The organism is Corynebacterium lizhenjunii, assembly GCF_011038655.2.
GTDB lineage: Bacteria > Actinomycetota > Actinomycetes > Mycobacteriales > Mycobacteriaceae > Corynebacterium > Corynebacterium lizhenjunii.
On sequence record NZ_CP064954.1, the window covers coordinates 896948 to 916593 of the forward strand.

Below are 19646 nucleotides of genomic sequence, written 5' to 3' on the forward strand. Positions count from 1 at the left end.
GATTATGACTGATCCGCGCCGAAATATCCCCCGCACAGACACACTGTTGGAGCTCGTCCCGCACTTGAGTCCCGCAAAGGCCAAGCAGATTATCCGCGAGGTCCAAGATGCCGCCCGCGCTGGAGACATTCCAGTTGCAGACGTAGAAGCGGAGGTCAAGCGCCGGGCGGCCCGGACGTATTCCCTGCACCCGGTGCTCAACGCAACGGGGGTCATCATCCACACCAATCTGGGCCGCGCGCCGCTGGCACCCGCGGCAGTAGATGCCTTGGTGGCCGCAGCCGGATACACCGACGTGGAACTCGACATGGACACGGGCACTCGTGGTGCGCGTGGGGTGGAAGCCACCCAAGCGCTCCTGGCGGCCTGCCCGGCCGAAGACGCCCTGGTGGTCAACAACGGGGCGGCGGCTTTGCTGCTGGCAACGGCCGCGCTGGGAAAATCCGAAGTCATTATTTCGCGGGGAGAACTCATAGAGATCGGCGCGGGCTTCCGCCTGCCGGAGCTCATCGAGTCCACGCCCGTGCGCCTACGCGAAGTAGGCGCCACCAACCGCACCCATCTGCACGATTACGCGGCCGCTATCGGGGACAACACCGGGGCGATCCTCAAAGTCCACCCCTCGAATTTCCGCATGGAGGGCTTTACCTCCTCCGTGGGGGTGGCCCCGCTGCGTCGCCTGGCCGATGAACATGGCCTGGCGCTCATCGTAGACCTGGGCTCTGGGTTGTTGCGCCCGGACGCGGTGTTGCCGGAAGAGCCTGCGCTTATTGCGCAATTGGACGCCGATGTAGTCATTGCCAGCGGCGATAAGCTACTCGGCGGGCCGCAGGCAGGAATCTTGTTGGGGAAGAAGGCCGCCATTTCCGCGATCCGTACCCACCCACTGGCGCGGGCCGTGCGTATAGACAAGCTGCGGCTCAATGCCTTAGAGGCCAGCGTGAATACCCCCAATGCCGTACAAGCGGCGCTGCATATTTCCCCGCAGCGTTTGCTAGAGCGCACGCGCTGGTTGCAGCAGCAGATTCCCGGCAGTGAGGTGGTGGAGCACACTGGGCGCGTGGGCGGCGGCGGTGCCCCGGAGTACCCGCTGGAAGGCTGGGCATTGGCCCTGCCCGCCCACCTGGCCCGGCCCTTGCGTTTGGGGCAGCCTGCCGTGTTGCCGCGGGTGCATGAGGGTCGTTGCCTTATTGATTTGCGTTGTATCCCCGAGTCTGCCGATGCCACCGTGGCCCAGGCCATCAAGGCGGCCGCATGTACGTAGTTTCTACCGCCGGCCACGTAGACCACGGAAAGTCCACGCTGGTAGAGGCTTTGACCGCCATGGACCCGGACCGGTGGGCTGAGGAAAAAGAGCGCGGGCTGACCATTGATTTGGGTTTTGCCTGGACCCAGGTGCAGGGCATGGATGTGGCATTCGTGGACGTGCCGGGACACGAGCGCTTTGTGAGCAATATGTTGGCGGGTTTGGCACCCGTGCCGGTGGTGTTGTTGGTGGTGGCAGCCGATGAAGGCTGGCAGGCGCAAAGTAGTGACCATCGGGATGCCATCGCGGCCCTTGGCGTGCGCTATGGGGTGGTGGCGCTTACCCGCAGTGATAAGGCGAGTGCAGCCGACATCGAGCGCACCCGGGCGCAGGTGGCAGCGGAGCTTGCAGGCACTTTGCTTGCCGATGCCCCCGTGGTCCCCGTCAGTGCCCACAGCGGCGCTGGCCTTGAGGAGTTGCGGGAGCGGCTGGCTGCCGTGTTGGCGGCGACGCCACGGCCTGAGGGCAGGACGCGGCTGTGGATTGACCGCGCGTTTAGCATCACTGGGGCTGGCACTGTGGTCACTGGCACGCTGGGGCAGGGCAGCATTGAGGTGGGCGATACCGTAGAGATTCCCGGTGTGGGCCGGGTGCAGGTGCGCGGGATTCATAGCGAGAACCGGGCCATTGAGTGCGCAGAGCCGATAACCCGGGTGGCGCTGAACCTGCGCGGGGTAGAGGCCAAGCAATTGCACCGGGGCCAGCAGGTGTTAGGTGATCCCTGGCCGCTGACGGATACCGTGGATGTACGCGCGCGAATCCGGGTGGCAGAAGCTGTCGCGCACATTGGCTCCGGGGCGTACCCAGTGCGGGTGCGTCCTTTGGGCACAGAGTTTGCCCGGCTGCGTTTCCGCGAGCCAATTGCCTTGGAGCCAGGGGACCGGATGGTGCTGCGCACGGAGGAGCTCATTGGCGCTGAGGTACTCGACGTCGATGTTGCGCCCTTAACACGTCGCGGTGACGCTGCGCGACGGGCGCAAGAGCTTCACAATCCCGCCCAGGCATATATAGAGCGGGTCAAGGCGGTCACAGCTGAACACTTGGAGTTCCTGGGCCACCGCAATGTTAGCGGCACCGTGGAGTTTCGCGGCTGGATTGTCCTGGCCACGGCGGTGGTGGAGTGGAAGCAGCAGCTCATCGCCGCGGTTGACGCGCAGGATCCTCTCTCCCCGCTGAGCAAGGCCGCAGCGATAGAGAAACTGGGGCTTCCCGAGCCCCTGCTTCCGCTCATTGTTGCCGCGGCACAGCTGCGCCACGAGGATGGACTCATTTTCCGTGAGGCCCCGGACTTGGGCGAGGCAGTGGCCAAGCTGGAGCAGCGCTTGCGCGAACGCCCCTTCGACGCCCCGGAGGCCGGTGAGTTGAGCTCCCGCGAAATCGCTGCGGCCGTCCGGGCTGGCAAGCTTGTGCGCTTGGGCGCAATTGTGCTTCTGCCGGACGCCGTGGAGATCGCGGTTGCGCGTATACGCGAATTGGAACAGCCGTTTAGTACCTCGCAGGCCCGCCAGGCTTTGGAGACTACCCGCAGGGTGGCTATCCCGCTGCTGGAGCATTTGGACGAGCTAAAAATCACCCGCCGGCTCGAGGATGGCACGCGCCAGCTGCGCTAGTTCCACCGTGGGAGATGCTGCGCTAGTTTTTGCGGTGACGGGTTCTGCCTTGGCGGCGCGCAGCGACGCGCTGGGATTCGCTGCTGTAGCGCCCCGGGCTGGGTTGGGGAATATACCCCACCGGCAATGTGGGTTGTGACGTGTAGCCAACCGGCAAGGCGGGGACAGCATCGATGGGGAATGCTGGTTGGGGTAGCGGAGCAAACGGCCGGGGGCCGTGCGGGGCGGGGGAGGGGGCATCGGCAAGCACATGCCAATTAGGGGCATGGAGGATTTCTGCGTTGCCAAGTGCAGGAGGAGCAGGCTGGATGCCAGAGCCGATGTCTACCGCCAAGCGCCCAGCGTGGGAGTAGGTCCACACGCACACTGGCTCCTCGGGGAGCTGATGCGGAATGCTGATGGCGCCCAGGGGGGTGTCGTCCAAGGTAAGCAGGGTGGTCTCGCCCACGCGCTGCAAGGTGGAAAAGAACGCGCACGTTCCCAGGGCATGGATGTCCGTATCCACCACGGAGGTATCCACGGGATAGCCCACCCCTGGCGAAAGCACGGGAAGGGGAGCATCATTACGCGGAATGTTCCAGCACGGCAGGCCCATGTGGACTGAGACATCGAGCCACCCATCGGTGATCTCTACGGTGGCCAGGGTGCTCAAAGTCAAAGACTCCACGCGTTCGAGCGTGACGTCCAGGGTGCCCAGGAGGGTATCTGCGGCGCGCACGCCCCAGCTGCCGAAAGTGTTGCGGCTGAGGGTGACAGGCACCGTGACTGGTTCTACAAGCAGGTGCGGAATGGACAGCGCCGCGGCGGAGTAGACCGCATCCACAGCGACTAGGTGGGTGGTGCCACAGTGTGTGTGGTGCAGCGGGTACACACAGGCCTCCTTCGGCAAATCGGGACTACTCCATCGTAGTAAGTTGGCAGTGCTAGGGTTAGGGGCCGTGTCGCAAGTACTCTTCGCATTCGCACTCACCGCGCTAGCTGGGCTGTCCACCGCCATCGGTGGCGCTATTGCAGTGAGTAAACGCAACCCGGGACCGGCTTTTATGGCCAGTTCCCTGGGGCTTTCGGCTGGCGTGATGCTCTATGTGTCCTTTATGGAGATTTTGCCGGAGGGCATCAACAAACTAGACAGCACATCGCTGCCCGGGTGGGCTGGGGTGGCGGCGTTTTTCGGTGGAATTGGCCTGATAGCGGTCATTGACCGGCTGGTACCTGCAGAGATTAACCCCCATGAACCGGGGACTACCGAGGACGCTGCGCGCCGCAAAAGGCTGATGAAAACCGGATTATTTACCGCCGGTGCGCTGACCTTGCACAATTTTCCGGAAGGCTTTGCCACCTTCCTGGCGGGCATGGAAGACTTCGAGATTGCCTTGCCGGTAGCAGTGGCAATTGCCATCCACAACATCCCCGAAGGCATTGCGGTGGCGGTGCCATTGCGGGAAGCCACTGGTTCGCGGCGGATCGCATTTCGCTGGGCGGCCCTGTCTGGGCTGGCCGAACCTCTAGGGGCCTTGGTGGGCTTTATGCTGCTGATGCCCCTTCTAGGTCCGGTAACCATGGGGCTATCCTTTGCCGCGATTGCCGGGATTATGGTGTTTATCTCTTTAGATGAGCTATTGCCGACTGCGGAGGCAACCGGCGAGCACCACCATGCGATCTATGGCCTGATTGCTGGAATGGCGGTTATGGCGTTGTCGTTGCAGTTGTTCGCTTAATCACGGCCTTGAGGAACTCTACGACGCTGAGCACCACCGCACCCAGCAGAAAGCCGAAAGCGGCAGAGATGCCGGACTCGATGAGCCATGCCGTAGCGCCGGAGAAATTCTGCGTGGCGTGGTGGAGGATGTCATAGGCCTCATCCTGGCCAAATTCGTGCAGACCGTTGATGACGATGTGGCCGCCTACCCACAGCATGGCGGCGGTGCCCACGATCGAGATGATGCGCATGAGCACAGGCATGGCCTTGACCAGAATGGAGCCGAGGAAAGAGGACCCGTTGCTGCGCTCTAGCAGGCGCAGGCCAATATCGTCCATTTTGACCAGCAGCCCCACCACACCGTAGACGCCGACGGTGATGAAGATGCCCACCACAATCAGGACTACCAAGCGCATCCAGAAGGGCTCTGCAATGACGGCATTAAGAGAGATGACCATGATCTCTGCCGATAGGATGAAGTCCGTGGTCACAGCCGAAGAGACCAACGCGTCCTCATCTGCGGCTTCCTCAGCCTGTTCCTCATGGGGGAGGAAGCGGTGCAGGATCTTATGGGCGCCCTCAAAACACAAGAAGGTGCCACCGGCCATGAGGATGGGGGTCAGCGCCCACGGGGCTATCCAGGACAGCACCAAGAGGATGGGGAGGATGACCACCAGCTTATTAATCAGCGAGCCCTTGGTGATGCGCCAAATCATCGGCAATTCGCGGGCGGGAGAGACACCCTCGAAGTATTGCGGGGCCACCGCGGCATCGTCAATGACCACACCAGCGGCCTTGGCGGAAGTCTTGGCCGCCAGAGCCGCGACATCATCAAGCAAGGCTAAAAGACCACCAGCCACGGCCTAGCCCTCCGGGGTCAATTCGACGGCGGAAGCCCAGGTGAGCTCTAGGTCCAAGCTGGACAGCCACGCTAAAGGGTCATCGCCATGGCGAGTGATGCCCTCCACCGCGCGCAGGGTGGCCTCGATGGCGAACTCGGTGTCCTCGGCGCTAATCAGGCCCTCGCTGGCGGCGCGGGAGAGCTCGTCGATGTCGTCGACGGTGACCGGAGTGCCCGTGGTGCACAACAGGTCCACGTAAAGATCCCGGGTAGACCAGGTCTGCCCGGGGCGGATCTCCGCGATGTCGATGTAGAAATCCTGGTACACATTGCTGGCGCGCTCGTGAAACTTGTTTACCCTTAAGCCCAGGGAAGGCAGCAGCCAGGACTCCAAGTAGCCGAAAGCAGGGTGGTTGGCACCGCGGGCCATGTAGAGACCAAAATCGGTGACCTGGAAAGAATCGACGGCACGGTCGATGCCTTTGGGGTCGACGTTGGTCTTTGTGTCCAGGTTGAAGGACTCGAGTTTAGGGGAGTGCACCTATTTCACCTCGATGATTGCGGCAGTGGGAGCAAAGGTACAAGTGTGCTCACCGGCGGCCACGGCTCCGGAAAGCACGGCGATGACGGTGCCCTTGCCGGTGCGTGCGGTCCCAGAAATAGTGGCTGGACCATCGGTGTTGATGCCGTGGTTGTGCAGGCGAGTCTCCCCGGAAGCCAGGGTGTTGAGGTTGAACCACTGCACCTTCATGCGGCCTTGTTCTGGATTCGCGGCGGGGGTGCCCAGGGCGGTGAAGAGAAACACGGTCTCCCCGGCTTGTGCGCCGGGGGCCGGAACCTTGGTGGGGCCGGGAACGGCAATGGCGGAACCGACGGCATCATTACTGCCGCCAATACAGTTGCCGGAGACCGTGGGCCAGTAGAACTGCTTGAACCGGGGGCCGCCTTCAATGAGGGCAGGGCCACCGGAAGTACCTTCGCCTGTGCTAAAGGCCAGGGCGGAAAGAATCGCGTTGCGCACGTCCTGGGGAATCCACTTCTGGTGAGCGAAATCGCGGACACGTTGCTGCGTGGCAGGTGTTGGACGGCCGAGGTGATCCAGCGGGTTCGCCGAAGAATGGGGCGCAGCGATACCGAAGGCGGGTTGGGCGGGGGTGGTGGCCGATTGGGTTGTGGCCGGTTGGGCTGAAGCTGATTGGGCTAGGGCCGATTGGGCTGTGGCCGGGGCCAAACCGAGGAAAGTAGCCGCAGTGACCGCCAGGGCGGCGTGGGCTAGAGTCCGATTGCTCACGGGTAAGTCCTTCAAGTGGGGTTCGACGTGCGGTGCAGAGCGAGGCTCTGTGCAGGGTTCAACGCAAGGTTCACAAATGTACCTTCAGTAACAGTAGACACTTCAAGCCCAATTGTCACGCGATTGCGTTAAATTTTGTGTGCAGGAGTAGGATTGCACGGCGTTGCTATTTAGTGTCCCACTCTCCTAGTAGATACGTCGCGCAGGCACCGGCCTGTATTACATCGAACCGAGCTTCAATAGATTCTTAAAGGAGAATCCCCCTCGTGACCCAGACCGAGTTCCGCAACGTTGCGATTGTCGCCCACGTTGACCATGGTAAGACCACCCTTGTTAATGGCATGCTGGAGCAGTCCGGCGCTTTCAGTGACCATGGTGAACACACCGACCGCGTGATGGACTCTAATGACCAGGAGCGCGAGCGTGGCATTACCATCCTGGCCAAGAACACCGCGATTACCCGCAAGGGCAAGGGTAAAGACGGCGGTGACTTGATTATCAACGTCATTGACACCCCGGGCCACGCGGACTTTGGTGGCGAGGTTGAGCGCGGTATCTCTATGGTCGATGGCGTGGTGCTGCTGGTGGACGCCTCTGAGGGTCCCTTGCCGCAGACCCGCTTTGTGCTGACCAAGGCCCTGGAGGCCAAGCTGCCGGTGATTATCTGCGTGAACAAGACTGACCGCCCGGACGCCCGTATTGATGAGGTGGTCTCTGAGTCCCACGACCTGCTGCTAGAGATTGCCGCTGGCCTAGAAGACGAAGAGGCTGCTGCAGCGGCAGAGACCCTGCTGGACCTGCCGGTGCTCTATGCTTCCGGCCGTGAGGGGCGCGCCTCCACGGAAAACCCCGGCGATGGCAATGTGCCCGCCGCCGAAGACTTGCAGGCGCTTTTTGACGTTATCTATGAGGTGCTCCCGGAGCCTTCCGCTAATGTTGATGCCCCGCTGCAGGCGCACGTGACCAACCTTGACTCCTCGGACTTCCTGGGCCGTATCGCGCTGCTGCGCATCTACTCTGGCCGCATAAAGAAGGGCCAGCAGGTGGCGTGGATTTCTTGGGACGAAGAGGGCAACCAAGTGGTCAAGAACGTCAAGGTGGCAGAGCTGCTGCGTACCGTGGGTTTCGAGCGCCAGCCTGATACGGAAGCCATTGCCGGTGACATCATTGCTATCTCTGGTATCCCGGAGATCATGATTGGCGATACCATCGCCGCGGTGGATGACCCCCAGGCCTTGCCGCCGATCAAGGTCGATGAGCCCGCCATCTCCATGACGATTGGTGTTAATACCTCTCCGATGGCGGGCCAAGGTGGCGGCGATAAGCTCACCGCCCGTATGGTGAAGTCACGCCTGGACCAGGAGCTCATTGGTAATGTGTCCATCCGCGTGCTGCCCACTGAGCGTCCCGATGCCTGGGAGGTGCAAGGTCGCGGCGAAATGGCCCTGTCTGTGTTGATCGAAAACATGCGCCGCGAGGGTTTCGAGCTCACCGTGGGCAAGCCGCAGGTGGTCACCCAGGTCATCGATGGCAAGACCATGGAGCCTTATGAGATGCTGACCATCGACACCCCTGCAGACCACCAGGGTGCGGTGACCCAGCTGCTGGCCACCCGCAAGGGCCAAATGCAGTCTATGGACGTGCGCGAGGGCGGTTGGGTACGCATGGTCTTCCGCGTTCCCGCCCGCGGCCTTATTGGCTTCCGCACCCAGTTCCTTACCGAGACCCGTGGCGCTGGCATTGCCAACTCCATTGCCGACGGCCTGGATGTGTGGGCGGGCGAAATCAAGTCCCGCGCCACCGGCTCCTTGGTTGCGGACCGCTCTGGCCAGATCACCGCCTACGCCCTGCAGCAGCTGGCAGACCGCGGCGACTTCTTTGTGGAGCCCGGCATGGAGGCCTACGAGGGCATGGTGGTGGGCGCCAACAACCGTGATGAAGACATGGACATCAACATCACCAAGGAAAAGAAGCTGACCAATATGCGTTCGGCTACTGCCGATGCCACCGTGACCCTGGCCAAGGCCCGCACCCTCTCCCTGGATGAGGCCTTGGAGTTCTGTGGCAACGATGAGTGCGTCGAGGTGGGCCCCAACGTTTTGCGCGTGCGCAAGGTGGAGCTGTCCGCTACTGACCGCCGCCGCGCGGCATCGCGGGCCAAGCAGCTAAACAAGTAGAGCCATGAAGCGCGCGCTGCCTCTGCTCCTGGCCTGCTTGCTCAGCGGGTGCGCAGCCAATCCGGGCCCGCCCCCGGTGGTGGAAGACGAGCCGGAAGTCGCGGTGACTTCCTCGACTTCAGCCTCGGACACGACTCCCACCCCGGCTCCAGCTCCAGCCCCGGAGCGCACCAAGGTCAGCGTGGGCGTAGACGCGCTCATCGGGGGGCTTAACCCCTACCTGATGGCCGATAACCAGCAGATTGTCCAGGAGATAGCGCAGCTGGTGCTGCCCTCGCCGTTTCGCGGTGGGGTAATGGACAGCGATCTGTTGCGCAGCGCTGAGGAAGTCGACGCGCCGGAGGGCAGTGTTCAGCGCGTGCGCTATGAGATTTCCCCGGCCGCCCAGTGGTCAGATGGTACCCCCATTTCCGGGGCGGATTTCCGCTACGTCTGGCAGGGGATGAAGACCACCCCGGGTGTGGTGCACCCGGCTGGCTACCGGGCGATCTCGGCTGTGACGTCTTCAGCCGGGGGCAAGATTGTCACGGTGGACTTTACTTCCCGCGTTGAGGACTGGCGTAGTCTCTTCCCCACGTTGCTTCCCGCCCATGTGCTGGCGGAGCAAGATTTTGCTAGCGCGTTAAGTACTTCAATTCCTGTCTCGGCGGGACGCTTTGCGGTGGAATCGGTAGATTCTGCGCGCGGAATTATTACACTTAACCGCAACGACCGTTTTTGGGGTGCAGACCCGGCACACATCGACATCATTGAGCTACATCAGTTGCGCGCGCCAGAGCAGGCGGTGGCCATGCTGCGCTCGGGTCAGGTGGGCTTTGCTTCTTTTGTCCCGGCGCAAACTACGCCGGAGGCTTTGTCCTTGTTGCCGGAGGTCGACGCGGAGTTTATTCACACCACGCGGCAGCTGCGCTTACACCTGACCAGTGCGCGCCAGGGGGCGCGCGAGGAGCTTGCCGGTGCTCTCGATACTGCCCAGATTGCCCGCCTGGCTACGGGGCGCACGGATAATCTGCGGGTGCCTTATGGCGGACGCACGCCACAGCCGGGTCCGCCTTTAGAACGCACCTTGCGCATTGGGGCGGATCCGACGGATGCGGTGGCGCTGGCCGCCGCGCACGCGATTGTGGATCAGCTCAACTCCCGCGGAGCCTCGGCCACGGTGGTCAGTGATCGCCTCAGTGATTTGATCGCGGATTATCGCGAACTTGATGGCCTGGTGGCCTGGAATGACACGGCGATTACGCCGGGAAACATGGCGGATTTCTTCGTTTGCCAGGTGGCCAGTGATTGCCCGGCGGACGCGGTGGCGGTGCAGCGCGAGATTCTGTCGGGAGAGATTCCCCCAGGCCAGGCGCTGGAGTTGGTGCGTGAGCACAATGCGCAGGACTATTACTATGTTCCGCTGTTGGATGAGACCCGCATGAACGCCCTGGGCACCGGAATTTCTGGGCCGGGCGATAAGGTCAGCGATTGGCGCAGTGGTCTGGTCTCTGCCGCGCAGTGGCGGGTTGGCCCAGAGCCAAGCCTGGATAGAAAGGTGAGTAGGCATGGAGGATTTGAGTAGGTTCCGCGTCCTGGCGGTCCACGCGCACCCGGACGATGAGGTGCTTTTTACCGGTGGAACTCTGGCGGATATGGCCCACCGTGGTGCGCAGGTCCGGGTGGTGACCGCCACGCTGGGGGAGGAGGGCGAGGTCATTGGTTCTGCGCTGCAGGGCCTGGTGGCTTCTGGCCTGCTGGGTGGTTACCGGGCGCGAGAGCTTGCCGATGCCGCCGCAGCCCTCGGTGTGGAGTCTCGCTTGCTGGGTGGCCTGGGGTGCTTCCGTGATTCCGGCATGGCTGGTCCCGCCCACCCGCGGGCCTTGGTCAATCGGGTGGAGGAGGCCACTGCAGCCATTGCCCGTGAGGTGGCGGATTTTGCCCCCCACATCGTGTTGACTTACGGTCCGGACGGCGGCTACGGGCATCGCGATCACATTGCAGTTCATCGCGCGGTACACGCGGCAGTGCCTGCCCAGCAGCGGGTGTGGTGGGCGGTCTTCGACCGGGAGTCTAACTATGCGGGGCTGGAGCGCGAGATTCCGCAGCCGTGGAGCCGCCCCAGCACGCAGTACTTAGACAACTTCACCAACGTCGCCCAGGTTCGTTATGCGTTGCCACCCGCGGCTTTGACAGCAAAGCTAGCAGCCATGAAGGCACACCCGACGCAGATTTGGCTACAAGAGGAGCAGGGGGCTTACGCGCTGTCCAATAAGCTGGCCATGCCTGTCTTGGACGCGGAGTTCTACCAACCGGGACAAGCTTGCACGCTAGAACCCGGTTTGTCTGGCGCAGAGCTTTTGTTAGCGGGGGTGGAGTAGTGGTGGAGCCTACCCGCGGGGAGAAGATCACTGGCCTGGTGTGGCTGAGCGTCGGCGCCTTGGTGTCACTGCTGCTAGAAGTGGTGTATTTGCTGGACTTTCCCCTGATGATTGTCATAGCGGCTTTGTTTAACGCGGTGCTCACCCGGACGGCACGGCTGTGGTCGCCGCAGGTGTGGGTGGGCCTTATCCCGCTGATGGTGTGGGTGGTGGGCTTTGGCGCAGTGGTGATTATTCCGAGCAACATCCAGGCCTTGGGTAATAATATTCTCAGTTTGCTCCTGCTTTTCGCAGGTATTGCCGGTGGCGGCTGGCCTTTTGTGGCTAGGAAGTGACATACTAGTTCAGTTCAAAATTGCCCTTAGCGTTCATTTGGAAGTGAGTACCCCATGACTTACACCATCGCCCAACCTTGTGTCGATGTGATGGACCGTTCTTGTGTTGAAGAGTGCCCGGTTGACTGCATCTATGAAGGTAAGCGATCCCTCTACATCCACCCGGATGAGTGTGTGGACTGTGGTGCGTGCGAGCCAGCCTGCCCGGTAGAGGCAATCTTCTATGAGGACGATGTTCCGGACGAGTGGCTGGATTACAACGACGCCAACGCTGCCTTCTTTGATGATCTGGGCTCGCCGGGCGGGGCAGCCGCACTGGGCCCGCAGGACTTCGACGCGGCGATGATTGCCGCGCTGCCGCCACAGAATCAGGATTAATATGCGCCAGCCCCTTGTACACCTATTGCCAGATTTTCCGTGGGACTCGCTGGCTGAGGCGAAGCGCACGGCGCAGGCCCACCCGGACGGCATTGTGGATCTGTCTGTGGGCAACCCCGTGGACCCGGTGGCTCCCGGCGTGCAGTTGGCGCTGACTCAGTACGCGGACAAGCCCGGATACCCGGCCACCACGGGCACGCCAGAGTTGCAGCAGGCCATGCGTGATAACCTGGCGCGCCGCACGGGCGTGGACTCCTCCATCGGGGTGCTGCCCGTCATGGGTCTTAAAGAGGCCATTGCCTGGCTGCCCACGCTGCTGGGCATGCGCGGAGAAACTATAGTGATTCCTTCGGTGGCTTATCCCACCTATGAGGTAGCAGCACTCATGGCAGGCGCGACGCTGGTCCGTGCGGATGACCCCCGCGATTTCGGCTCTGCCGCTATGGTGTTTATCAACTCGCCATCCAACCCGACTGGCGAGGTGCTCAGTGTCGAGCGCCTGCGCGCCGTGGTGGCTTGGGCGCGGGAGAACGGCGCGATTATTGCCTCGGACGAGTGCTACTTGGACTTGGCGTGGGATGACTCCAAGCGCCCGGTCTCTATCTTGGACCCACGGGTGACGGACGGTGATAACACCGGTTTGATTGCCATGCACTCTTTGTCCAAGTCCCATAACTTGGCCTCCTACCGCGCCGCGTTCTTTGGTGGGGATCCGCAGCTGATTGCGGAGCTGTTGGAGCTGCGCAAGCACGCCGGGCTGATTGTCCCCGGCCCCATCCAGGCGGCCATGGTGCAGGCGCTGGGGGATGCCGACTCCGAGGCCCTGCAGGTGCGCCGCTACGCGCAGCGTCGTGCGAAGCTTGTGCGCGCTCTGACGGATGCCGGTTTCCGCATTGAGCACTCCGAAGCCAGCATGTACCTGTGGGTCACTCGCGGTGAGGACTGCCGGGATACGGTGGACTGGCTGGCCCAACGGGGCATTTTGGTGGCGCCAGGTGACTTCTATGGCCCGGCTGGCCAAAAGTTCGTGCGCGTGGGCCTTAACGGCACCGATGAGCGTATCGATGCCGCCGTCTCCCGCCTCCGGTAGGCCCCCGGCCCGCGAGGGCATTAGCGCAACGAAGACGGTGCTGCGCGGCGTAGTACCGCCCGGGCAGTTTTGGGCCGCCCGGGCTGGCGATAGCCCTTTTGCCCCGGGGACCTTGCTGGAGCCCGGTACGCAGCTGCTGGGGCCGGTTCCGGCGTGGCACTTTCCAGACCTGCCGGAAGAAGCGCCCATTCCTTTCGATTATCAGGTCCTCCACGTTGATGCCGACCTGATCATCGTGCATAAGCCGCACTTTTTGCCCACCACATCGAATGGTCGGCTGGTGCGCCAGACTCTGCAGACCCGCCTGCGGGTGGATTTTGCTGAGCCCGATATTGTGCCGCTGCACCGGCTCGATAGGCTTACTGCCGGGGTGGTGGTGTGCTCGCGCAACCCCCAGACCCGCGCTGCCTACCAGCAGTTGTTTAGTCAGCGGCAGGTGCGCAAGACCTACCAGGCTCGCACCGTGCGTCCCTTAAGCCCCGTGAGCCCTCCCCCGCAAGAAATCGTGCTGGGTATGCGCAAGGTTAAGGGGTGCCGCCAAGTGCTTGCCGATGCCGCCGGGACCCCCACCCGCACCTGGGTCCAGCCCCACCCCGAATATGTGGAGTTGCGGCCGCTGACAGGGCACACCCATCAGCTGCGGGTGCTGCTGAACCACCTGGGAGCGCCGATAGTGGGGGATGATACCTACCCGGTGGATAAGGGCCTGGATCTCTATGACTTTTCTTCTCCGCTACAGCTGCTAGCCTATAGCCTGGAATTTACCGATCCGTTAACATCACGCGCGCGCAAATACGTGGCACCGTATTCTTTCGGCGGTAGTCTTGACTAGTTAGTCTCCTGTTTGGGCGGAAGGTCGTATCTGTGAGCTCATCAATCACCATTGGCCGGGTGGCCGCTAACTTGCGCCAGTTTATTAAATTTGGTCTCGTAGGCGGCTCTGGCGTTGTGGTGAACCAAGCAGTATTTATTGCCACCAAGAAGCTCTTCGACCTTGCCTTTGGTTTGCACTACTACGACCCGTTCCTGCCCATCCCTTTCACGGATTTCAACATCCGTTACTACAACGTCTTCGCCTTCATCGCCTTCCTGGTAGCCAACGTGTGGAACTACCAGCTCAATCGCAAGTGGACCTTCGGTGCCGTCAATAAGGTGTCGTGGCTGCGGGGGTTCTTCCCCTTCCTGGTCACCGGCGTGGGCGCGATGCTGGTTTCCCAGGTGGTTATGGTCGCCTTGCTCAATCACAACTCCCCGGTGGCCTTGCCCACGGACGTTTTTGATGACTCCTCTGGCCTGCGCAACCGCGGCTATTGGGCCAATATGTTCTCCATTATCGTGGCCATGCCCATTAACTTCATCATCAACAAGCTGTGGACCTTCCGCTCCAAGCCCAAGCAGCCTGTGGTGGTTGAAGAAACCGTGCCGCGCTAGGTTCGTCGGATCGCGCGAGGCGCCGACCACCACCGCCGACGATCACCACGGTGTTTGAGGAGGGGGCTATTTTTGTGGCGCGGGCGGCAAGGGCAGGGTGGAGGTCGGCGAGAGCCCGCGCACCTTGGCGTTGATCACGCCCGCGACGGCTAATACAGCAAACATCGCTGCGGCAGAAAGCAGCTGGACGCGGGCGGAGGAATCGGCAAGCATGAGCACTGCAATGCCTGCAAAGAGTGCGAGGGCGGCCCAGGTCAGGTAGGGGTAGGCCCACATGCGCACCGGCAGGGGATAGTTGGCTTCCAACTGGGGACGCAGGCGCAGCTGGGACACCGCGATGAAGACCCAGACGATAAGCAGTGAGGCACCGGCGGCATTGAGCATAAAGCTGAGCAACCAGCCGGTATCGGCGTAGTTGAGCACCACCATCACGATGGACAAGGCTACAGAAAGCCCAATGGCGTTGGTAGGCACCCCTCGGGAGTTGGTGGCTCGAAAGATGCGCGGGGCCTCGCCGCGGGAGGCCAAGGAGTGCATCATGCGCGACGAGGCATAGATTTGGGCGTTAAAGGCAGAAAGCAGCGCCAGGACGATGACGACCTCCATGAACCCGGCCGCGGCGGGGATACCGGCGCGCTCGAGCACGAGGGTGAAGGGGGACTCAGCGGCAGATTGCGCAGCACCTAGAGAGGAGTAGGGCAGCAGGAAGATAATCACCAGCACAGATCCCAGGTAGAACACCGAGATGCGCAAAATGGTGGAGCGCACCGCGTTGACCAGGGAACGCTCTGGGTCTTCGGACTCGGCTGCGGCGATCGCCACGACTTCAATGCCGCCGAAGGCAAAAACGACAGCGAGCAGACCTGCGGCAACCCCGCCCAGGCCATTGGGCATGAAGCCATCTTCGAGCAGAATGCTGGTGCCCACAAAGCTGTGTCCGGGCAAAAGTCCTAAGACCAGGAGTGTGCCGATGACGAGGAAGGCGAGAATGACTGTGACCTTGATCGCGGCGAACCAGTATTCAAATTCGCCAAAACTGCGCACGTGTAGCAGATTAATGGTGCCAAAGACCGCCACACAGATGGCCGCGGGGATCCACGGGGAGACGTCGAACCAGGAGCCGATGAAGGCGGCGGCACCGGTGATTTCGGCGCCCAATACTGCTACGGTGGCCAGCCAATAGATCCAGCCCTGGGTAAACCCGGCCCACCGGCCGATGCCATGTTCGGCGTATTCAGAAAAAGACCCGGATGCGGGGATGACGGTGCCCATCTCGCCTAGCATCTGCATGACCATGATGGCCAGGATGCCGGCGATGAGATAGGCCAGCAAAACAGCGGGACCGGCAGCGGCAATTCCCACGCCGGTTCCCAGGAACAAGCCTGCACCGATGGTGGAGCCCAGCCCCATCATGGTCAGGTGGCGGACTTTGAGGCCATGGCCTAGAGATTGGCCTAGAGATTGGCTGTGAGACTGGCCCGGAGAAGAGGATGTTTCAGACACCCTTGTCATCTTAGTCCGCGCCCGGGCTTAGGCCTCGTGGAGCCTAGTTCTTGTGCAGGTCCTCGTTGAGAGCGACGGCTGCGGTCTTCCACTCGGTGGCTTCTACGGCACCGTTGAGGGAGTTGCGGCGCAGCAGCACGCCAGAGGCTCCGGAGAGCACGGACGCCTTGACGGTTTCTCCCTCAGCCACGCCGGCGGCCCGGGCCACTGCGCCAAAGACAGTCACCTTGGTGCCGGCGGTGACGTAGAGGCCGGCTTCGACCACGCAGTCATCGCCCAGGGAAATGCCCACGCCGGAGTTAGCTCCTAGCAGGCAGCGCTGACCGATGGAAATGACTTCCTTGCCACCGCCGGAGAGCGTACCCATGACGGAGGCGCCGCCGCCTAAGTCCGAGCCATCGCCTACCACCACGCCGGCCGAAATGCGACCTTCGACCATAGAAGCCCCCAGGGTTCCAGCATTGAAGTTGACAAAGCCCTCGTGCATCACGGTGGTGCCCTCAGCCAGGTGGGCGCCTAGGCGCACGCGGTCGGCATCCCCAATGCGCACGCCGCTGGGAACCACGTAGTCCACCATGCGCGGGAACTTATCCACCGAGTAGACGGTGACAGGGCCGCGGGAGGCTAAACGAGCGCGCACCATCTGGAAGTCCGCGACCGCACACGGGCCGTAGTTGGTCCAGACCACGTTGCTGAGCAGGCCGAAGATGCCGTCCATATTCAACCCGTGTGGCTTTACCGCGCGGTGGGAGAGCAAGTGCAGGCGCAGGTAGGCGTCGTAGGCGTCGATGGGGGCAGCATCAAGATCCTCAATGGAGGTCTCTACGGCCACGCGGGCGACCCCACGATCCTCATCGGGGCCAACCAGCGCCGCAAATTGCTGGGGGGTGGTCTCCAGGCGGACGGTGCCGGACTGGCTTACCTCACCGTCTAGGTGGACGGCGGGAAACCACACGTCCAACACGGTGCCGTCATGGGTCAAGGTGGCCAGGCCGCGTGCGGATGCAGAAGTCATAAAATAAATAAACCTTTACGTTAAACGGGACAGCGGATCGCGGCTATTTTACCCGAAATACCTTCGACGCAACGACTAGTGCAGTGGTGAGCACCAGCACCGCCAACACCTGCCCACGTGCGGAGGCGTCAAAGACCATCAACACAATCAAGCCCACCAGAGCCAGCAGAACTAGCCACGGCACCACGGGGTAGCCGGGTGCTCGCAGGGCGGAGTTTTCCCCCTCCAACTGCGGCCGCAGCTTGATGTAGGAGCACACGATAAACAGCCAGATGACCAGCAGGCAGCCGCCCACCGCGTTAAACAGGAAGGTCAACAACCCCGGCGGATTCCAGTACTGCAGACCCACCGAGCCAAAAGCACACAGCATAGACAAGATCACTGCGGCACTGGGAGAGCCGGTGGCAGAAGTCCGTAAGAACCCGCGGTGGGCATTGCCGGTTGTGGCCAAGTTGTGCACCAGACGGGAGGTGGCATAGATCTGCGCATTGAAAGAAGACAATAGGGCGACGACGATGATGGCCTCCATAAATCCCACCGCCCCTGGCAAGTTCGCCTGTTGGAGTACCAGGGTAAACGGTGAGTCGGCGGCGACGTCGGCGTCGCGGATGGCGTCGAAGGGCAGCAGCAAGGAAATCACCGCCACAGAGCCCACATAAAACACCAAGATGCGCACGATCACGGCGCGCACGGCGGTGGCCACATTGTGGGCGGGGTCTTCGGACTCAGCCGCAGCAATGGTCACCAGCTCGATACCGCCGAAGGCAAAGGCTACCGCCAACAGGCCTGCCGCAAACCCCGGAATGCCATGGGGGAGGAAGTTTTGCGTGAAGTTGGCCGATACCGCGCCGGTAGCTCCCGGCCACCATCCCGCCGCTAGCAGGGTACCGATGACAATGAACGCGATAATCACGCTGACCTTGATCAGCGAGAACCAAAACTCAAACTCGCCAAACCCGCGTACCGCCGCCATGTTGACCACGGCAAAGAAAGACACCGCCACCAGCGCAGGTATCCACGGGTCAATCCCCAGCCAGGCAGAAACAATCGCGGAAGCGCCAGTGATTTCGGATCCCATGACCATAATCAGCATGAACCAATACAGCCAGCCCAGAGTGAAGTGCGCCCAATTGCCAAAGGCCTGGCCGGCGTAGGTAGAAAAGGAACCTAGGGAGGGCCGGGCTGCGGCCAATTCCCCCAACATCGCCATGACGAGGGCGATTATCACCCCGGCCAGCGCGTAGGCCAGCAGAATGGACGTACCTGCGGCTTGGATGCCCACCCCTACGCCTAGGAAAAGACCCGCTCCTACGGCGGAGCCCAGGCCCATCATGGTTAGGTGGCGGGTTTTGAGGCGGGAGGGGGCGGGGGTATCGGCAAGCGAGGCATGAGCAGAAGCGGAATTGGCAGACGCGGAATTAGCAGGCGCGGAACCGGCAGGCAAGTGTTTAGTCATGACGGGAAAAATTTTGCCACCGTGACCGGGCAATCGCGAATCGTCTACCATTGCGGGGTGTGAGCCTAGATTTACATGCCAACCCCATAGACCTAACCGCAGCGCTGGTAGATATTGCCAGCCCCTCCCACTCGGAAGCGCCGATTGCAGACGCCATTGAGGCCGCGCTGCGCGCCTTGCCGGACCTGGAGGTGGTGCGCTTTGCTAATACGGTGTGTGCGCGCACCAACCGGGGTTTGGGCTCGCGCGTGGTGCTGGCAGGCCATGTGGATACGGTCCCGCTGGCAGATAATGTGCCGCATAGCTTCTCTACCGACGGCCAGACCATGTATGGTTGCGGCACCGTGGACATGAAGTCCGGGCTGGCGGTGTATCTGCACACTTTTGCACACCTTTACCGTGCCCCCTCCCTGGCGCACGACCTCACCCTCATTGCTTACGAGGGCGAGGAGGTCTCTACTGAGTACAACGGCCTGGGCCACCTGCAGCGCGACCACCCGCACTGGTTGGAAGGGGACTTGGCGCTGCTGGGAGAGCCTTCCGGGGCCATTATTGAGGCCGGCTGCCAGGGCACCATCCGCCTGCGGGTGACGGCCCGAGGAGTGCGGGCGCACTCGGCGCGCGCTTGGCTGGGTTCGAATGCCGCCCATAGGCTGGCCCCGGTCATGCTGGCCGTGGCTGAGTATCAGCCGCGCGAGGTCACCATTGATGGCTGCACTTATCGTGAGGGGCTCAACATTGTCCACCTGGAAGCCGGTGTGGCCACCAATACACTGCCGGATGAGGCCTGGATGTTTGTCAATTTCCGCTTCGCCCCGGACCGCAGCCTAGAGCAGGCATTGGAGCACGTGCGCGGCGTTATCGGCGAGCACCCGGACATTGAGATTGAGGTCGATGACGCTGCCGGAGCGGCATTGCCGGGATTAGGGCAGCCGAGTGCCCAGGCACTTATCAGTGCCGTAGGTGGGCGCGTGCGCGCCAAGTACGGCTGGACGGATGTGGCCCGCTTTTCAGAGATGGGCACACCGGCTGTGAACTTTGGTCCCGGGGATCCAGGTTTTGCCCACAAGAAGGATGAACAGGTCCCCGTCGCGCAGATTACTGAAGTCGCAGACGCACTGCGCGCCTACCTCAGTGCCAAGTAACCCCAGAAA

The 19646-nt window shown here is 62.1% G+C and carries 19 protein-coding genes; 12 read left to right on the top strand and 7 right to left on the bottom strand.

Annotated elements, in window-relative coordinates; all coding sequences use genetic code 11:
• The first annotated feature begins 4 nt into the window (after positions 1 to 4).
• Together selA and selB are read left to right on the top strand one after the other, a co-directional pair.
• Positions 5 to 1264 (top strand): L-seryl-tRNA(Sec) selenium transferase, encoded by a 1260-nt coding sequence (gene selA / locus G7Y31_RS04225; protein ID WP_196823616.1) that lies wholly within the window; start codon positions 5 to 7, stop codon positions 1262 to 1264.
• Positions 1255 to 2916: a selenocysteine-specific translation elongation factor gene (gene selB / locus G7Y31_RS04230; protein ID WP_165007615.1), complete on the top strand. Its 1662-nt coding sequence runs from the start codon at positions 1255 to 1257 to the stop codon at positions 2914 to 2916. Before selA ends, selB begins: the two co-directional genes overlap by 10 nt.
• 22 nt (positions 2917 to 2938) lie before the next feature.
• Here selB and G7Y31_RS04235 read toward each other — a convergent pair whose 3' ends face one another.
• Entirely contained in the window at positions 2939 to 3787 is an 849-nt protein-coding gene (locus G7Y31_RS04235; protein ID WP_165007612.1) for a hypothetical protein, read from the bottom strand.
• A 67-nt stretch (positions 3788 to 3854) separates the two neighbouring features.
• On the opposite strand from G7Y31_RS04235, the gene zupT reads away from it, so the two are divergent.
• Positions 3855 to 4634 (top strand): zinc transporter ZupT, encoded by a 780-nt coding sequence (gene zupT / locus G7Y31_RS04240; RefSeq protein ID WP_165007609.1) that lies wholly within the window; start codon positions 3855 to 3857, stop codon positions 4632 to 4634.
• Here zupT and G7Y31_RS04245 read toward each other — a convergent pair.
• From G7Y31_RS04245 to G7Y31_RS04255, 3 genes are read right to left on the bottom strand one after another with little or no spacing between them, the layout of a single operon-like run.
• Positions 4603 to 5475 carry a DUF808 domain-containing protein gene (locus G7Y31_RS04245; protein ID WP_165007606.1) on the bottom strand — a complete coding sequence of 291 codons (873 nt, stop codon included), beginning with the start codon at positions 5473 to 5475 and terminating at the stop codon, positions 4603 to 4605. The two genes, zupT and G7Y31_RS04245, sit on opposite strands and share 32 nt — an antisense overlap.
• Before the next feature lie 3 nt (positions 5476 to 5478).
• The gene (locus G7Y31_RS04250) at positions 5479 to 5997 is read right to left on the bottom strand and encodes a ribonuclease FAU-1 family protein (RefSeq protein ID WP_235923003.1); all 519 of its coding nucleotides are present in this window, start codon (positions 5995 to 5997) and stop codon (positions 5479 to 5481) included.
• Positions 5998 to 6747: an Rv1157c family protein gene (locus G7Y31_RS04255; RefSeq protein ID WP_165007603.1), complete on the bottom strand. Its 750-nt coding sequence runs from the start codon at positions 6745 to 6747 to the stop codon at positions 5998 to 6000.
• Positions 6748 to 7013: 266 nt separating this feature from the next.
• On the opposite strand from G7Y31_RS04255, the gene typA reads away from it, so the two are divergent.
• From typA to G7Y31_RS04295, 8 genes are read left to right on the top strand one after another with little or no spacing between them, the layout of a single operon-like run.
• Positions 7014 to 8924 (top strand): translational GTPase TypA, encoded by a 1911-nt coding sequence (gene typA, locus G7Y31_RS04260; RefSeq protein ID WP_165007600.1) that lies wholly within the window; start codon positions 7014 to 7016, stop codon positions 8922 to 8924.
• Positions 8925 to 8928: 4 nt separating this feature from the next.
• Entirely contained in the window at positions 8929 to 10488 is a 1560-nt protein-coding gene (locus tag G7Y31_RS04265; RefSeq protein WP_165007596.1) for an ABC transporter family substrate-binding protein, read from the top strand.
• Positions 10472 to 11284, top strand: a complete 813-nt coding sequence (locus G7Y31_RS04270; protein WP_165007593.1) for a PIG-L family deacetylase — start codon at positions 10472 to 10474, stop codon at positions 11282 to 11284. Before G7Y31_RS04265 ends, G7Y31_RS04270 begins: the two co-directional genes overlap by 17 nt.
• Positions 11284 to 11619, top strand: a complete 336-nt coding sequence (locus tag G7Y31_RS04275; RefSeq protein ID WP_165007590.1) for a hypothetical protein — start codon at positions 11284 to 11286, stop codon at positions 11617 to 11619. The genes G7Y31_RS04270 and G7Y31_RS04275 overlap by 1 nt, the downstream gene beginning before the upstream one ends.
• A 54-nt stretch (positions 11620 to 11673) precedes the next feature.
• Entirely contained in the window at positions 11674 to 11997 is a 324-nt protein-coding gene (gene fdxA, locus G7Y31_RS04280; protein ID WP_165007587.1) for a ferredoxin, read from the top strand.
• Position 11998: 1 nt separating this feature from the next.
• The gene (gene dapC, locus G7Y31_RS04285; protein WP_165007584.1) at positions 11999 to 13087 is read left to right on the top strand and encodes a succinyldiaminopimelate transaminase; all 1089 of its coding nucleotides are present in this window, start codon (positions 11999 to 12001) and stop codon (positions 13085 to 13087) included.
• Positions 13050 to 13919, top strand: a complete 870-nt coding sequence (locus G7Y31_RS04290) for a pseudouridine synthase (protein WP_342356037.1) — start codon at positions 13050 to 13052, stop codon at positions 13917 to 13919. Before dapC ends, G7Y31_RS04290 begins: the two co-directional genes overlap by 38 nt.
• A 32-nt stretch (positions 13920 to 13951) precedes the next feature.
• Positions 13952 to 14518 carry a GtrA family protein gene (locus G7Y31_RS04295; RefSeq protein ID WP_165007578.1) on the top strand — a complete coding sequence of 189 codons (567 nt, stop codon included), beginning with the start codon at positions 13952 to 13954 and terminating at the stop codon, positions 14516 to 14518.
• Positions 14519 to 14584: 66 nt separating this feature from the next.
• On the opposite strand, the gene G7Y31_RS04300 is transcribed toward G7Y31_RS04295, so the two are convergent.
• The 3 genes from G7Y31_RS04300 to G7Y31_RS04310 form a co-directional block, all read right to left on the bottom strand.
• The gene (locus tag G7Y31_RS04300) at positions 14585 to 15931 is read right to left on the bottom strand and encodes an amino acid permease (RefSeq protein ID WP_244977463.1); all 1347 of its coding nucleotides are present in this window, start codon (positions 15929 to 15931) and stop codon (positions 14585 to 14587) included.
• A gap of 133 nt (positions 15932 to 16064) precedes the next feature.
• Positions 16065 to 17036, bottom strand: a complete 972-nt coding sequence (gene dapD, locus G7Y31_RS04305; RefSeq protein ID WP_165007572.1) for a 2,3,4,5-tetrahydropyridine-2,6-dicarboxylate N-succinyltransferase — start codon at positions 17034 to 17036, stop codon at positions 16065 to 16067.
• Positions 17037 to 17079: 43 nt separating this feature from the next.
• The gene (locus tag G7Y31_RS04310) at positions 17080 to 18492 is read right to left on the bottom strand and encodes an amino acid permease (protein WP_165007569.1); all 1413 of its coding nucleotides are present in this window, start codon (positions 18490 to 18492) and stop codon (positions 17080 to 17082) included.
• A gap of 59 nt (positions 18493 to 18551) precedes the next feature.
• On the opposite strand from G7Y31_RS04310, the gene dapE reads away from it, so the two are divergent.
• On the top strand, positions 18552 to 19637 hold the full coding sequence (gene dapE, locus G7Y31_RS04315) for a succinyl-diaminopimelate desuccinylase (RefSeq protein WP_165007566.1): 1086 nt from the start codon (positions 18552 to 18554) through the stop codon (positions 19635 to 19637).
• Positions 19638 to 19646: the final 9 nt, after the last annotated feature.